Source organism: Actinacidiphila yanglinensis (assembly GCF_900107965.1).
Lineage (GTDB): Bacteria > Actinomycetota > Actinomycetes > Streptomycetales > Streptomycetaceae > Actinacidiphila > Actinacidiphila yanglinensis.
This window is the reverse complement of the sequence record NZ_FNVU01000014.1, coordinates 163,910-178,572: the sequence shown is the minus strand read 5'-3', so window position 1 is coordinate 178,572 and position 14,663 is coordinate 163,910. Positions and strand designations below refer to the sequence as shown.

Sequence of the window (14,663 nt, the reverse complement as noted above, 5' to 3'; positions counted from 1 at the left end):
GGGTGCGCGGGCCCGGGCGGGGCCGGCGGCCCCGGCCGGTGCCGGGCGCCGGGCGCGTGGTCAGCGGCGGGAGTCACGCAACCTGCCGATCCGTTCCCGGTCCAGCCGCAGTTCGGTCCGCAGCAGCCGGGTCAGCGGGCCGATCAGGCGGTGCGTCAACTCGTCGACCTGGCCGTCGGACAGGGTACGTGCGTCGAACGCGCCGCCGGCCGGCGGGCCGCTCCGGGGGTCGTGCAGGCTGTACGGGGGCGGCGCGTCGTTCGCGGGTGGCGGCGCGGCCGCTCTCCCGCCGCCGCTGCGGCCGTGCCCGGCGGCGGCCCCGTCGCGGCCCACCGTCACCGAGGTGAACCGCGGCTCGGCGGGACGCTGCGGGGTCACGTGCTTCATCAGCTTCGAGCCGAGCGACGGGGTGGAGGGTGCACGCTGCACCGGCAACTCCGCGGCGGACGCGGTGCGTACCGGCATGAGCGGCACGGGTGCGGCTCCTGCGGGGGTTCCGGCTGAGGCGGCGGCGGGTGGCGCGGCCGCACCGCGTGCCGCGGGTGCGGCCACGGCGCGCTGGACGGGCAGCCGTGGGCCGGTCGCCGGTGGCGCCGTCGCGCGCTGCACGGCCGGGAACGCCTCGGCGACACCGCTCAGGGCCAGGTTGTCGGGCCCGAGCCGCACCGGTCCGGCGTCGCCGGGCCGCATGGCCGGAGCCGGAATCGGGGCCGGGGACAGGGACGGAGCAGGAGCCGGAACGGGGACGGGAAGCGGTGCGTGGAGTGCGGCCTGCGGCGGCACCGGCGCGGCCACCGCACGCTGGACGGGCGCCGGTCCGTTCCCGCGCACGGCGCCCGGCACGCGGACCGGGCGTACGGCCGCCGGCCCCTGGGGGGTGGCGGTACGGCGCTGGACGGCGGGCGCGGTCGGGAGCGAGGCCGCCTGCGGGGCGGCGGGCACGGGGGGCGCGGCCGGTACGGGGGGTACGGGCCGTGCAGGCCGTGCGGTCAAAGGGGCCTGGCCGAGCGGCTGGTGGGGCGCGGACTGCGCCGGCGCGGCGGTCGTGCCCGCCGGCCCGGCCGGGCGCAGCGGCACCGCCGCCGGTACGGACGGCTGCGGCGCGCTCGCGGCTGCCACCGGGCGCAGGGCCGTGGTCACCGGCCGCGCGGACGCCAGCGGGCGGGCGGCCGTGGCGAGCACCGGTCGGGCGGTGCCGCCGGTGCTCGGCGCGCGCTGGACGAACGCGGCCCTCGCGACGGCCGGTACGGAGGTGGCGGCGACGGTCGCCGAGCGCTGGGCCACCACCGGGGGTGCGGGCGGCGCGGCGGGCGCGGTGTCGCCGGGTGCGGGCCGGGAGGAGCCGCTCGCCGGACTGCTGCCGGGTGAGGGCGGGTTCGCGGCCGGGGACACGGGCGGGAGCGCGGCCGTGGGCGGCGTGGGCGCCGTTCCGGCCGGGGGTACGGCGGCGGGCGACGTGCCGGTGCCGGTGGACCGGTTCACCGCCGGGGCGGCCTGCACGGCCGGTGCGTTCGGTACCGCGGATGCGGGGCCCGCCGAGGGGCGCGGGCCCGGGGCCGGGTACGAGCCGGTGAGCGGCGGGGAGAGCGTGGCGGGGCTCGTCCGGGCCGACGTCGTGTTTCCCCCGCTGCTCGGAGCGTTGGGCGCCGGAGCGGTGCTGGTCGCCGGCGCGGCCGGCTCGGTGACGGGGAGCACGGACGGGCGTTCCCCGCGGGACCTCTGCACGGTGGCGGGGGAGACCGCGCGCCCGGTGAGGGGCACCGTACCGGACGGCGGCGCGGACAGCGGCGCGCCCAGCAGCGGCCGTTGACGTGGCGGCCGGGCGGCGGGCTGCGGGGAAGCGGGCGGCTGGGCGGCGGCGGGACCGGGGCGCGGCGGGGTCGCCGCGTTCGCGCGATCCGTTCCGGCCGAGGCCCGGCGCTGGACGTTCTCCGGGGGACGGGTGGAGGCGCCGCCGGACGCCGCCGAGGGGCCGGACGTGGCGGAGCCACCGGGCCGAACAGGGCCCAGGGGAGCGGAGGACGAGGCGGGGGCCGACGCCGATGCCGTGGTCGCGGAGGGGGTCGGGGAGGATGCCGCGGGCGCGGACGTCCCGGCGTCCCGGCTCCTTCCCACGGACCCTGCCGTTCCCGCCGTTCCGCTCGTTCCGGTGGAGGTCCGGCGCTGGACGGCAGCGGGTTGCCCGGGTGACGTCCCTGGCACCGCGGTCGCTCCGGGCACCGCGGGAGCGGCCGGAGCAGCGGGAGATCCTGCGGGCGGCAGGGACGCGGACGCGGGAGAGCCGAGGCCGCCCGGTTGCCCGCCGGACCGCGCGGCCGAAGGCCCGACAGAGGCCGGCGGAAGGGGAGTACGCGCGGGCGCCGGACTCACCGGGGCGCTGCCGCCCACCTGCCGCTGTACCGGGGCGGGTCGGCCGCGGTCCGGGCCCTGCGTCGGTGCACCGAGGCCGGCCCGGCGGTTGCCGCTGCCGGATGCCGGTGCGGTCCGCCGCTGAACCGGGGCCACCGGAAGGGAAGGTGGACCGGCCGGTCCGGAGCCGGAAGCAGGAGTCGCGGGAGGAGCCGTGCGGGCCGGGGGGTTGCCGCCGGGCGCACTGCTCCGCGGCGCGGCCGAAGGCGCGGGCGCCGGCCCGGACGGCGTGCCGCCACCGGGGCCACCCGACCCACCCGGTCCGCCGGGGCCGCTCGATGGTCCTTCGCTCCCGCCCGATCCGCCGCCCGGTCCCTCCTCGGGACCGCCGCGGGTGGCGCCCGCGGGCGCGGGCGAGACGGCGGGAAGCGCGCGCCGGGCCACCGGCGGGGCCGGGGCCCTGGTCAGCGCGGTGGGCGGCACGGGTGCGGGCACCAGCGGCACCACCTTGGGGCCGGCCGCCTGGGCGGCGGACACCGCCCGCTGCACCACGGCACCGGAAGCCGCCTGCGCCGGGGCGTCGCCCGCGTCGCGGGGGCCGACCACGGCGACCGGCAGCGCGACCGGCGGCCGGCCCTGTTCGGTGGCGGCGGGCGGTGCGGGGGTCAGGACGTCCCTGATCAGTCCGGTGGGCGCGTCGTCGAGGACGACGTGCGCCAACTGCCCGCTGAAGGAGGGGTTCTGCCAGGCCGACAGCGTGCCGCCGAAGTCCGCGGACGCGACGGTGTGCCGGGACGGGTGCGCGCTCGCCCGCTGGATCGGGGGCAGCGCGGACCATCCGGGCGGCCCGGCCGGGCGTGCGGTGGCCGTCCCGTTGCCGGCGGGTGCCGCGCCGGGCACGGCATCGGGCGCCGTGGCGGCACGCTCCGCGCCGCCCGGCGCCGTGGTGGCGCGGGACCGGTCCCGCCGGCCCCAGCGGTCAAGGATTCCCATGGTCCCCAGCCCGCCCTCTCACCGTTCGGCCGTGGCACGCGTGACGAGCGCGGCGATCTGCTCCGCGTACTGGCGGCGGTCGCGGTGTTCGAGGTCCAGGATGTCCTCCAGGCTCCAGTGGAAGTGGTAGGCGATGTACGCGATCTCCTCGTGCACCCGGTCGGTCGCGTACGTCACGATTCCCCCAGGCGGCTCCCGCCGAGCTCGACCTCGAACGGCTGCTCGCAGTGCGGACAGGTCACCCCGGCCCGGGTGTGGCCCTCGGCGTTGATCTGGCGGTAGAAGTCCTGCAGGAAGGCGAGGTCGGAGGCGAACATGTTCTCCACCACGCCGTCGTGCATGTGCGGCACCGACCCGAGCCGGGTGATGACCCGGCCGAGCAGCACCACGGACAGGTACGCCGGGTTCTCCTGCACCCGCAGGTCGCGCAGCGGGATCAGCTCGTCCCGGGCGGTCGCCAGGCGCATCACGCCCTCGCGGTGCACGGTGCCCGCCTCGTCCACGTAGCCGCGGGGCAGCTCGAACGCGAACTCGGTGCGCAACTGGCGCCGCGCGGGTGCCGGTTGGTCGACCGGCACCGGCGCCGGCGCCGCGGCCGACACCGGCGTCGCCGCCGCGGTGTCGTCGGGCGCCGGTCCGCCGGACCGGGTAGCCGTTCCTCGGCGCATTACTCCATGATCATTTCTTCGTAGGTGATGGTCACCGTCTCGGTCAGCGCCGAGGCCTCGCCGGCCTTCACCGTGCTGGCCGAGACCTTGCTGCACCACGCCTGCCGCAGGTGGTACCGCTTGACCGGGTTGTTCATGTAGTCCATCACCAGGATGCTGGCGTTCTTGCGGGCCGAGGCCATGTCGCCGCGGACCGAGGCGTTGATCCAGTCGTTGAACGCGGAGGACTGCGTCATGCCGCGCACGACGGTCGCCTCGCCCGCCTTCTTCACGCCGGGCATCTTCTTCGTGACCGGCTGCCCGTTCGCCGACACCTGCTGGAACTCGATGACGTCCTGCGTCATGTCCAGGCCGTTGACCTCCTGGAGGTACTCGACCATCACCCCGTCGATCTGGAGGCCGAAGTTGTGTGAGGTGAGCGCATCACCTGGCTGGAGACTCATGCCCGCTGTTCCTTCGCGTCGCGCTGCTCGTACGTCATGCCGTGCTGGTCGTGCTGCTGGGACCGGTCAGGGACCGGTCGCGGGACCGGCGCCGCTCGGGGCGCCGGTCGGCCGCGGTTGCCGTCACTCCTCCAACTCGCCCGCCCCGCTGGAGAACTGGGCGAGCCGGAAGATCACGAACTCGGCCGGCTTCACCGGGGAGACGCCGATCTCGCAGATCACCCGGCCGAGGTCGACCGACTCCGGAGGGTTGGTCTCGGCGTCGCACTTCACGTAGTAGGCGTCGTCCGGCTGGCCGCCGAACAGGGCGCCGCCGCGCCACTCGGTGACCAGGAAGGCGGAGATGTTCCGCCGGATCCGGGCCCACAGCGCCTGGTCGTTGGGCTCGAAGACCACCCACTGGGTGCCGGTCAGGATCGACTCTTCGAGGTAGTTGAAGTACCGGCGGATGTTGAGGTAGCGCCAGGCCGGGTCGGAGGACAGGGTGCGCGCACCCCAGACCCGGATGCCGCGGCCGGGGAAGGAGCGGATGCAGTTGATGCCGAGCGGGTTGAGCAGGTCCTGCTCGCCCCGGGTGATCTGCAGCTCCAGGTCGACCGCGCCGCGCACCACCTCGTTGGCGGGCGCCTTGTGCACGCCGCGCTCGGAGTCGTTGCGGGCCCAGATGCCGGCCATGTGGCCGCTCGGCGGGATCAGCCGGGTCTGGCCGCCGGCCGGGTCGAAGACCTTGATCCAGGGGTAGTACAGCGCCGCGTACTTGGAGTCGTAGTTGGATGTCTCCTGGCGCCAGACCCGGATCTCCCGCGCGTTCAGACCGGGCGGCGGGTCGATGATCGCCAGCCGGTCGCCCATCAGCTCGCAGTGCGCGATCAGGCCGAGCTGGACGGCCTTGACGGCCTCCAGGTCGATCGCGCCGCGCTGGTAGGCGGCCATCAGGTCGGGGACGGCGACCATGGAGATCTCGTCCACGGCCTCCAGGCCGCCGAAGCCGGTGCGGTCGGCGCTGTCGCCCAGGTACTCGCCGACGCCGGCCTGCTCCGCGGAGCCGGAACCCGCCGGGCCGGTGGTCGCGGGGACCCCGGACGGCGCGGCGAGCGCCACCGTCTGGTTCTCCGGGCGGGCCAGCTGCCCCGCCGCTGCGGCCTCGGTGACGACGATCAGCCTGGAGCGTTCCTTGACCTGGGTGACGACGTAGTTGCGGCCGCCCTTCTTCGCCGTCACGTCGAAGGTCTCGACGGTCTTCTCGCCGTCCTTGACGAGCAGCCGGAAGCGGTCGGCGGGCCCGTCGCCCTCGGCGTCCGCGACCTCGACGCTCAGCGCGCCGCGCTCGCCGGGGGTGAGGGCCGCGACCTTGAAGGTGCCGAGCGGGGTGTCCTCGCCCGGCGGCAGGGCGGCGGCCCCGGAGCCGCCGGCGACGGCCGCGGGCTGCCGGCCCGTTCCGCCCGACGCCTGGCCCGGCACGCCGCCGGGCTCGCCGCCCACGCGGACGACGTACGCGGCCGAACCGCCGTTGTTGAAGAAGCCGTAGACCGAGTGCGCCAGGAAGTAGCCGTCGGTGAACTCACCGAAGGACGCGACGTACTGCGTCCAGTTGGTCACCAGCGTCGGCTCGTTGAGTGGACCGGTGGGTGCCAGGCCGACGAAGGCGGCCACGGAGGTGCCCACCCCCTCGATCGGGCGTGAGCCGCTGGCCACTTCCTCCACGTAGACGCCCGGCGACAGGTACGACGGCATGCGCTGTTCTCCTCGGGGTACGAGAAAAGGGTCGAGTCTCACCCTCGCGGGTGCATCGCGCGACCGAAACGTCCTGCGGTGCCTTTGCGGGGGCACATCCGCTGCCCCGAAGGGCAGCGGACGGCCACCGGTGCCCTGCCCCGCTCGGCGCCCCGGCGCCCCGCGCCGGCGCGAGCGGTCCGACTCGTCCCCGTATGTCAGCCGATGATGTGACCCGGGCCACTGGTGCGAGCCCCGGGGAGTCGCCCGGCGGCCGGTCCGCCGCGGGGCGCCGGCGGCCGGCGCACGTGGTGCACGTGAGGTCTGCCCCCGGGTCTGCCCCCATGGCCCTTGCCGCGTGCCGGATGCCGGCCGTAGTCAAGTGTGGTCATCCACGGAGAGGGTGGGCATGCGCGCGCACCAGCAGGGCAACGAGGCCGAAAAGGCCGGTCGTTCACGGTCGGTGGTCCGGCCCCGTACGGCGGCGGCCGGCCTCGCGCCCGCCGGGGGGACACCCGCGGGCCGGCTGCTGGCGCTGCAGCGCACCGCCGGGAACTCCGCGGTGACCCGCATGCTGGAGGAGGACGGGCACGCGCACGGCGCGGGCTGCGGGCACGGCGGCGCCGTCCAGCGCTCCACGGTGCACGACGTGCTGCGCGGCTCGGGGCGCGTCCTGGCCACCCCGCTGCGGGCCGAGATGGAGGCGCGACTCGGCGCCGACTTCGGCGACGTGCGCATCCACGACGACAGCGCCGCCCGGCGCTCGGCGGCCGAGATGGGCGCCCGCGCCTACACCTCCGGGAACCACGTCGTGGTGGGCGACGGCGGCGGCGACAAGCACACGCTGGCCCACGAGTTGACCCACGTCATCCAGCAGCGCAACGGTCCGGTGGCCGGCACGCCCACCGCCGACGGGTTGCGGGTCAGCAACCCCGGTGACGCGTTCGAGCGGGCCGCGGAGAGCAACGCCAGCCGGGTGATGGCCGGGCCGGTGCCGGTGCAGACCGCGCCGCAGGCGGCCGCCCCCGCCGCCGCCCTGGCCGGCACCCCCGACATCCAGCGCGTCACGCTGCCGCGTGCCAGGCCCGCCAGGAGCGGGATCACGGTGACACGCAGCGGCGGCCGCGCCGAGTCGATAGAGATGCTCAACGACGGGAGCCTCGTCGGCTCCCCGCCTGCCCAGGACCCGTTCGGCTACGACTACATCCGCGCCCTGCAGCTGACCAACTTCTGGATCCGCTTCCACCTGATCAACAACATCGCCGGCGGCTCCGGCACCGCGGACAACCTCGTCCCCGCGTCGAAACGGGACAACTCCACCTACGAGCGGACCATCGAGGCGCATCTCAAGGACACGGTCGACGACGCGTGGCAGGTCAACAGCACGCTCCAGCCGGGGCAGGAGCCGGACTTCGTCTACTTCGGCGTCGACATCGACTACGCCCGCCAGGCGTCGCAGCGACCGCGCGGGATGTCGCAGCGGCAGTACGACGCCTCCGGGGACTTCGTGAACGGCCTGACGATCCATCACTGGACCTACGACGGTGCGAGCAGGAAATGGACGATCCACCGCAACGGCGAGTACTTCCGGTTCCGTGACCGCCAGCCGACCGACCCCGGTACGCATGTGCGGCTGTCGCGGCTGGACATGGCCAACCTGGTGCAGGCCAGCGGCAACTACCGCGGCTGGGACCGGGGCGACCTCAACTTCCTGAACGACCTCGGCGGCCCGCGCCTCTCGGAGTTCAAAGGTCACATCGACGCCAACGGAAGCCTGGGACCGGCCGAGTCCGTGTTCCACGCCTTCCACGAGATCCCGTTCGCGGCTCCGCGCTGGGACGCGCGCCGCAACCGCATGGTGCAGCAGGCGACCACCTTCGCCGACCGGATGGGACGCGGCGCGGAGGATGCCCTCAGTGCGCTCGCAAGGGCGATCGCCGGCGGTTCCGTCACCCTCCGCTGACCAGCGTCCACCGGCCACGTACGGTGCGGGTAGCGTGCCGCGAGATCCGTCCGCGACGGTATCCGTGGTCGACGCACCGCACCCCGAGGAGATCCGCCTTGTCCGACCTGTGGCACGTGAGCGTGCGCCGAATCGAGGGCGACCGCGTGGAGTTGCTGGTCGCCGCCGTGCACCCGGATGCCGGGCCGCTGCCCGCCACCAAGCCGTTCGCGCTGCGGCTGCTGGCGGACGCGGCGCGCGTATGGCCGGGTGCGGAGGAGCTGGTGGGCGGCATCGACCTCAACGGCGGCGACCCGTACGGCGCCGACGTGGAGCCCGCCCGCCGCGCCCGCCGCGTGCTCGCGGAGGTCGCCCTGACCGACGAGCGGAACGTCCCCTTCGACGAGGCCGCCGCCCGGCGGCGGATCGAGGACGCGTTGCGCGAGCGCGGTCTGTCGCCCGACGACGAGGCCGGCTGGAACGCGGCGTTCGGAGCGGAGTGGGGCGGGCTGTGGAGCGATCCCGACCGGGTGCCCTCCTGGGTGCTCGACATCCGGTTCGCGGACCCGGCCGCGCTCGCCGGCCTGCGGCCCGGCCTGGAGTGGGACTCCGCGGCGTACGGCTGAGCCGCCGGCCCGACCCTCGGGGGCAACTCCCCCCGCCCGCACGGACACCGGTCCTGCCTCGCGGTCCGCAGACGGTCCGGGCCCGGCACCGTAGCCTCGGGGCGTGAGCCTTTGGACCTCCCTCGAGCCCCCGTCCGCCACGGTCGACCCGGGCAGCACCACGACCGTCCGACTGCGGTTGCGCAACACCGGCGACGTCGTGGACGAGTACCGCTTCACCCCGGTCGGCGACCTCGCCCCGTACATCACCGTCGAGCCGCCGGTGCTGCGGCTCTACCCGGGCACCGTCGACACCGTCCAGCTCACCTTCGCGCCGCCGCGCACTCCGGACGCCACCGCCGGGCCGAACCCGTACGGCATCCAGATCGTGCCCAGCGAGCACCCCGAGGCCACCACGGTGCCCGAGGGGAACCTCACCATCACGCCCTTCACCGAGGTGCGGGCCGAACTGGTGCCGCACACCGTCAAGGGGCGCTTCCGGGGGCGGCCCCGGCTCGCCGTGGACAACCTCGGCAACACCAAGCTGACCGCCTCCGTGGTCGGCACGGACAGCGGCGACCAGTTCTCGTACGAGATCCATCCCGCCAACGTGCAGATCGAGCCCGGCCGGGCCGCGTTCGTGAAGGCGACCCTCCGGCCGCGGCAGATCGCCTGGTTCGGGCGCAAGGAGAACCGTCCCTTCCGGCTGGCCGTCCAGCGCTCCGGCAGCACCCCGCTGGACGTCGACGGGACGTTCGTGCAGCGCGGGGTGCTGCCGCGCTTCCTCGCCACCCTCATGGGCCTGCTGGTCGGGCTCGTGGTGGCCGCCGTGGCGCTGTGGTTCGCCTACAAGCCCCAGGTGGCGAGCCTCGCCCAGCCCAAGGTGGTGCAGGCCGCAGCCAGTTCGATGCCCACCCCGACCCCGGTGGTGACGCTGCCGACGCCCAGCACGCCGCCGCCCACCACCACCCCGCCCCCGACGCCGTCGGGCAGCGGGTCGGGCGGCGGCTCCGGCGGCAAGAAGAAGCCGCCGCCGGACACCGCGGCGACCGAGGTGCAGAAGCTCGCCGCGAGCGACCCCGGCGGCAAGCACATCTGCTACCGCGTCTACGTGGGGGACAAGGGCTGGAGCAAGCCCTCCTGCGACGGCGTCACGGCGGGCTCCACGGCGGACAGCGGTGGCAGCATCGAGGCCATCAACGTCGCGGTGTCAGGACTGGGGCACGGGAGCCTCGACGCGTTCCAGCAGGACGGCGGGTGGAAGGCCCCGGAGTCCAAGGGGTGGCAGGGTGCGGCCGACGGGGTCGACATCTACTCCGGGACCACCGGCAAGGACATCCGCCTGTCCGGCTTCGCGGTCGGCGACGACAAGGGAACGATCTGCCGGAACGCCTTCCTGCAAGGGAGCGGGTGGGGCGGCCTGGGCTGCAACGACCAGGCCAGTTCCAAGGTGAACTGGATCTTCGGCGGCACCACGGACACGACGAAGTCGCTTCAGGCCATCAGGCTCACGGTCTGAGCGGACGGCGGTTCGCCGACCGGACGGCCGGGCAGCCGACCGGCGGCGAACCCGGCCGTCACCAGTCGCCGTTCTCGTCCAGCACCAGCCGGCCGGCCTTGCGGTACTCCCGCCGCGCCCCCGCCAGCAGGTCCGCGGTGCCGACCGGCTCGCCGCGGCCGGCCGCGGCGTACGCGGCGGTGACCACCGCGCTGCGGATCGAACCGCCGGCCAGCTCGAACTCCGCGGCCACCGCGCCCGGTTCGATGTCCTGCGCGCAGGGCACGTGCGCCAGGCTGTGCTGCCACAGCGCCAGCCGCTGCGCCGCGTCGGGGAACGGGAAGTCGACCACCAGGTCCAGCCGCCGGGTGAACGCCTCGTCGACGTTCGCCCGCAGGTTGGTGGTGAGCAGCCCGATGCCGTCGAAGGACTCCAGCCGCTGGAGCAGGTAGGAGCTCTCCATGTTGGCGTAGCGGTCGTGCGCGTCCCGCACCTCCGACCGCTTCCCGAACACCGAGTCGGCCTCGTCGAAGAGCAGGACGGCGTCGGTGCGATCGGCCTCGGTGAAGACCCGCTCCAGGTTCTTCTCGGTCTCGCCGACGTACTTGTCGACGATCGAGGAGAGCTGCACCACGTAGAGGTCCAGGCCGAGTTCGGCCGCCACCACCTCCGCGGAGAGCGTCTTGCCGGTGCCGGACCCGCCCGCGAACAGCGCCAGCACGCCCCGGCCGCGGCCGCCGCCGGCGTTCAGCCGCCAGTCGCCGAGCACCCGGTCGCGGTGGCGGGCGCGCATCGCCAGCTCGCGCAGCTGCGCCAGCGGGCCCTCGGGCAGCACCAGGTCGTCCCAGCCGACGGCGGGCCTGATCCGGCGGGCATGGCGTTCCAGGCCGGACGCGGACTGCTGCCGCGCGGCGAGCCGCAGGTGCGCGGCGGACAGCGGGATGCCCTCGAACTCGGCCATGTCCCGGGCGACCCGGGCCACCCGGCGGATCCGGTCGCCGCCGAGCCGGTAGGGCGCGACGACCGGCGCGAGGTCGAAGCCGGCGCCGCCGCCCGCCTCGTCCGGCGGGCCGCCCGCGGGCTCGCCCGCGCCCTCCGCGGAACCGAGCGCCGCGGACCAGGTGTCGAGGTCGCCGGCCTGCTGCCGCGGGGCGTCGAGGACGAGCGGGTCGCGGTCGGACCACTGCGGGTCGTACGGCCGGGAGCCCACCATGAGGACCGTCACGTCGTCGACCGCCAGCGTCCGGACGAGGGCGGAGACGGCGGCCGGCTCGCGCGGTACCGGCGCGACCAGGATCGCCTGGCCGCGCAGCCGCGCCTCGCGCAGCAGTTGGGGGAGCGGCTCGGCCGCGAAGCCGCCGTCGCCGGCTCCGGTGGGGCCGCCGGAGTGGCCGTCGCCCCGGCCGTCGTCACCGGCCCCGGTGTGGCCTGCCGCGGGAGCGTAGTGCAGGGCAGCCAGTCCGGCCGCGCCGAGCGCGGCGGCGGCGCAGGCGATGCCGTCGCCCTCGCGCTGCTCGCGCAGGTAGACCGTGGCCGGACCGGACGCGAGGCGTTTCGCGAGGCGCTCCAGCAGCGGGTCGTCCTGCGGCGCGGGCGGCCGGGGGAGCGCCCTGACCAGGCCGGCCACCGCCGGGTCCGGGGTGTCGTCGCCGAGCAGGTGGGCGGTGATCCGGTCCGGGACCCGCAACGAGCGGCTGAGGAAGGGGCGTTCGGGTTCCTCGACCTCGATCAGGCCCAGCGAGACCAGCGGCGCCGAGGGGTGGAAGGCGGCGCGGCCCTCGGCGCGGTGCGCGGGCACCCCGCACAGGTCGAGCGCGAGCCCGATGGTCGCCCGGCGCCGGCTGACGTCGTCGTTGAGGTAGCCGTAGAGCGGCTCGAAGGTCCGGTCGAGGTCGGGGGCGAGCGCGCAGAGCAGGATGCGGGCGTCCAGCTCGGACAGGCCGAGCCGGGCGGTGAGGCGGTGCAGGCGGTCGCCGCCGGTCCCGAAGGCGCCGGGCTCGGCGCCTTCCGGCTCGTCGCCCCCGAAGGGCGCGGTGTCCGTCCCGGTCGCGCCGTCGTCCTCCTCGCCCGCGGGCCGCAGCAGGTGCCACACGGCCTCGTCCGACAGGTACAGGCCGCGCAGCGGGTCGTCGGCGGTCGGGTCGGTGGAGCTGCGCTGCTCGACGAGCGCGGCGACCCGGTCGCGCAGCAGGCCGAGCCGGGCCGGCACGGAGCCGGTGGCCGGGCTGCCGGGGCCGCCAGGGATGCTTCCACCGCCGCCGGTGGCCGTGAGGGCGCTCACTCGGCGGTGCCGGAGGCCGCGTCCTCACGGGCGGCGAGGTGGCGGGGGCGGTGGTAGCGCTCGGCGGAGCCCTCCAGGCTGCCGTCGGTCCCGCGTATCCGCACGCCCGCGCCCTCGGTGACCGGCGGGCCCGCGTCGTACTCGGGGTAGGCCGGGAAGGGCGCGATGACGGTGAGGTCCAGTGCCGGTTTGAGCTCGCCGCCGAGCGCCGACCAGATCTCGGCGAACGACCGGGAGTCGGTGTGCGCGGCGGCGACGGTCAGCGGCACGGACAGGCCGAGTTCGGCCAGCGCGCCGGTCAACTCCTCGGGCGGCAGCATCTCGTGGGGCAGCAGCGTGGCCAGGACCGCGGACAGCAGCCGGTGCTCGTCCTGCGGCCGCTTGGTCCAGGCGGTGACCAGGTAGGACAGCCGGAACCAGCGCGGCGGTTGGCGCCTGCGCAGGACGATCCCCCGGTCGTCGCGGATCGCGATCGCGCCCCGCTCGCGCCGCGCGACCTCCTCGCGGATGTCGTAGAGGTAGGCGTCGATGGCCGGCGCGTTGCGCCGGGCCGCCCAGTCGCGGGTCGGTGCGTCGAAGGCGACCTCGACGCCGGTTCCGGTCAGGGCGCCGCCGGAGAGCAGCCTCTTGAGGACTTCGTCCACCTCGTGGATCACGGTCGCGCCCTTCGCTGTCTTGCACGGTGGGGTTTCGTAGGCGTGCGCACGCCGGTCGCGTACGCGGAGAACTCGCCGGCGCCGGGCTGCCGCCCGCTGCCGGAGGGCCGTCAGATGTAGCCCTCGCGCAGGGCGTAGGCCACGGCGTGCGCCCGGTTGCGCAGCCGCAGGCGGGTGGTGAGGCTGTGCATCACGTTCTTGACCGTCCGCTCCGAGTACGACAGCTTGCCCGCGATCTCGCCGGTCTCCATCCCCTCGGCCACCAACCGCAGGACGTCGACCTCGCGCGGGGTCAGCCCCGACGCCGGATCGCCGGGCAGGTGCTTGGAGTTGCGGTGCATGATGCCGACCTGGGTGATGAGCCGCCCGAGCAGGTCGGAGGGCAGGTCGCCGTCACCGCGGGAGGCGGCCAGCACGGCCTGGAGGATGCGCGGCCCGGTGGCCTCGTGCCGCCACACGATGGCGCCGACCCCGCAGTCGATGACCTGGAGCAGTTCGGCCTCGCGGATCAGGTTCGCCACCAGCACGGCCCGCACCCCGTCGGTGCGGACGAGCTGGCGCAGCCGGGACAGGGTGCGCTCGTCGAGCGCGACCGCGAGGAGTATGGCGACGGTTCCCGGCTGCCGGCTGTCCGCGTCGACCAGCCGGATCTCCGGCCGGTGGTTGAGCTGACTCGTCACACCCGCGAGCGAGATCGGGTCCGGTGCGTGGATCGCCACGGGGATTCTGGCGGCACCCGCCGGCTCGGAGGGCGTGGAGAGCACCACGGTCTCGGTCCTTTCGCCCGCGCGGAGGGGGGAGTGGGGAACTCCTGTGGTCAGTGTTTCTTGCGTCATTTTGCTCCGACGTGTCAACCCATACCAATCCGTACCCCCCTACGGGGTGGCATTGCTGTTCCTGGTATGACCGATCGGTACGACAGGTTGATTCGTTTCAGAGTTGCAGGGGCGACCGCGTATCCGGCCAGTTGCCGACCTCTGGGCGCGGTCGTGCGCGGCTGCCCGTTCGGTCATTCCGGCCACCGCCGGGCGGGCCGCGACGGTCGTCGGGATCGTCCGTGCGGGCTCCGTTCGCCGGGCCCGCGCGGTTCCCGGGCCCCCCGCCGGTGCCCGGTCGCCCGGTTCGGCCCGCGGTCGTCCGCTGCCCGGAACCGCCTCTCCCCGCGCCCGGTTGACCGTTCAATGATGGCCGAAAATGATCGATTGCCATCGATGTCGATCGGGTGCCGCGGGGGCCGCCGTGCCCCCGCGGCCGCCCGGAACTGAGACGAAGGTCACCGAAGCGGAAGGGCCGGCGGGTCGCTGACGACCCGCCGCGCGGGCCCGAGGTCCGTGCGGGGGTGCCCCGTTGGGAGGCGCGAGCGGCAACGCGGTCCGGCCGGGCTGCCGTTCGGCGGCTTTCGACGCTACCTGTCCGCAAGAGATCGGACCTTAGAGCGGAAAGGTCGTGCACGGCTCTAGAGAGCGCGAGGTCGGCTCGTATATTCATGGGACGTCTGCACCCCTTGTGGCACCG

Annotated in this window: 12 protein-coding genes; 4 read left to right on the top strand and 8 right to left on the bottom strand. The window is 75.2% G+C overall.

The genetic code is table 11. The features are described from left to right. Positions 1–60 precede the first annotated feature (60 nt). Positions 61–690, bottom strand: a complete 630-nt coding sequence (locus tag C4U44_RS27965; protein ID WP_103888819.1) for an extensin — start codon at positions 688–690, stop codon at positions 61–63. Positions 691–1,045: 355 nt separating this feature from the next. On the opposite strand from C4U44_RS27965, the gene C4U44_RS27960 reads away from it, so the two are divergent. Continuing rightward, positions 1,046–1,810, top strand: a complete 765-nt coding sequence (locus C4U44_RS27960) for a hypothetical protein (RefSeq protein WP_103888818.1) — start codon at positions 1,046–1,048, stop codon at positions 1,808–1,810. A gap of 1,550 nt (positions 1,811–3,360) precedes the next feature. Here the strand turns inward: C4U44_RS27960 and C4U44_RS42055 are convergent. The 4 genes from C4U44_RS42055 to C4U44_RS27945 all read right to left on the bottom strand — a co-directional run bounded on the left by C4U44_RS42055 (position 3,361) and on the right by C4U44_RS27945 (position 6,187). Continuing rightward, a complete protein-coding gene (locus C4U44_RS42055) occupies positions 3,361–3,519 on the bottom strand; it encodes a DUF6760 family protein (RefSeq protein WP_200823432.1) in 159 nt (52 codons plus the stop codon). Further along, positions 3,516–4,010 carry a hypothetical protein gene (locus tag C4U44_RS27955; RefSeq protein ID WP_103888817.1) on the bottom strand — a complete coding sequence of 165 codons (495 nt, stop codon included), beginning with the start codon at positions 4,008–4,010 and terminating at the stop codon, positions 3,516–3,518. The genes C4U44_RS42055 and C4U44_RS27955 overlap by 4 nt, the downstream gene beginning before the upstream one ends. Continuing rightward, on the bottom strand, positions 4,010–4,453 hold the full coding sequence (locus C4U44_RS27950) for a phage tail protein (RefSeq protein ID WP_103888816.1): 444 nt from the start codon (positions 4,451–4,453) through the stop codon (positions 4,010–4,012). The genes C4U44_RS27955 and C4U44_RS27950 overlap by 1 nt, the downstream gene beginning before the upstream one ends. Positions 4,454–4,576: 123 nt before the next feature. Next, positions 4,577–6,187 carry a phage tail sheath family protein gene (locus tag C4U44_RS27945; RefSeq protein ID WP_103888815.1) on the bottom strand — a complete coding sequence of 537 codons (1,611 nt, stop codon included), beginning with the start codon at positions 6,185–6,187 and terminating at the stop codon, positions 4,577–4,579. A gap of 388 nt (positions 6,188–6,575) precedes the next feature. Between C4U44_RS27945 and C4U44_RS27940 the strand changes: the two genes are divergently transcribed. From C4U44_RS27940 to C4U44_RS27930, 3 genes are all read left to right on the top strand, one after another. After that, entirely contained in the window at positions 6,576–8,129 is a 1,554-nt protein-coding gene (locus C4U44_RS27940; RefSeq protein ID WP_103888814.1) for an eCIS core domain-containing protein, read from the top strand. A 98-nt stretch (positions 8,130–8,227) separates the two neighbouring features. Next, complete coding sequence (locus tag C4U44_RS27935; protein ID WP_103888813.1) at positions 8,228–8,734, top strand: hypothetical protein; 507 nt, start codon at positions 8,228–8,230, stop codon at positions 8,732–8,734. Between the two features lie 103 nt (positions 8,735–8,837). After that, positions 8,838–10,232 carry a COG1470 family protein gene (locus tag C4U44_RS27930; RefSeq protein ID WP_103888812.1) on the top strand — a complete coding sequence of 465 codons (1,395 nt, stop codon included), beginning with the start codon at positions 8,838–8,840 and terminating at the stop codon, positions 10,230–10,232. Between the two features lie 58 nt (positions 10,233–10,290). Here the strand turns inward: C4U44_RS27930 and C4U44_RS27925 are convergent, their stop codons facing one another. The 3 genes from C4U44_RS27925 to C4U44_RS27915 form a co-directional block, all read right to left on the bottom strand. After that, on the bottom strand, positions 10,291–12,492 hold the full coding sequence (locus C4U44_RS27925) for an ATP-binding protein (protein WP_103888811.1): 2,202 nt from the start codon (positions 12,490–12,492) through the stop codon (positions 10,291–10,293). Further along, on the bottom strand, positions 12,489–13,148 hold the full coding sequence (locus C4U44_RS27920; RefSeq protein WP_103888810.1) for a DUF4255 domain-containing protein: 660 nt from the start codon (positions 13,146–13,148) through the stop codon (positions 12,489–12,491). The genes C4U44_RS27925 and C4U44_RS27920 overlap by 4 nt, the downstream gene beginning before the upstream one ends. Before the next feature lie 110 nt (positions 13,149–13,258). Next, positions 13,259–13,915 carry a helix-turn-helix transcriptional regulator gene (locus C4U44_RS27915; protein WP_235032397.1) on the bottom strand — a complete coding sequence of 219 codons (657 nt, stop codon included), beginning with the start codon at positions 13,913–13,915 and terminating at the stop codon, positions 13,259–13,261. Positions 13,916–14,663 lie beyond the last annotated feature (748 nt).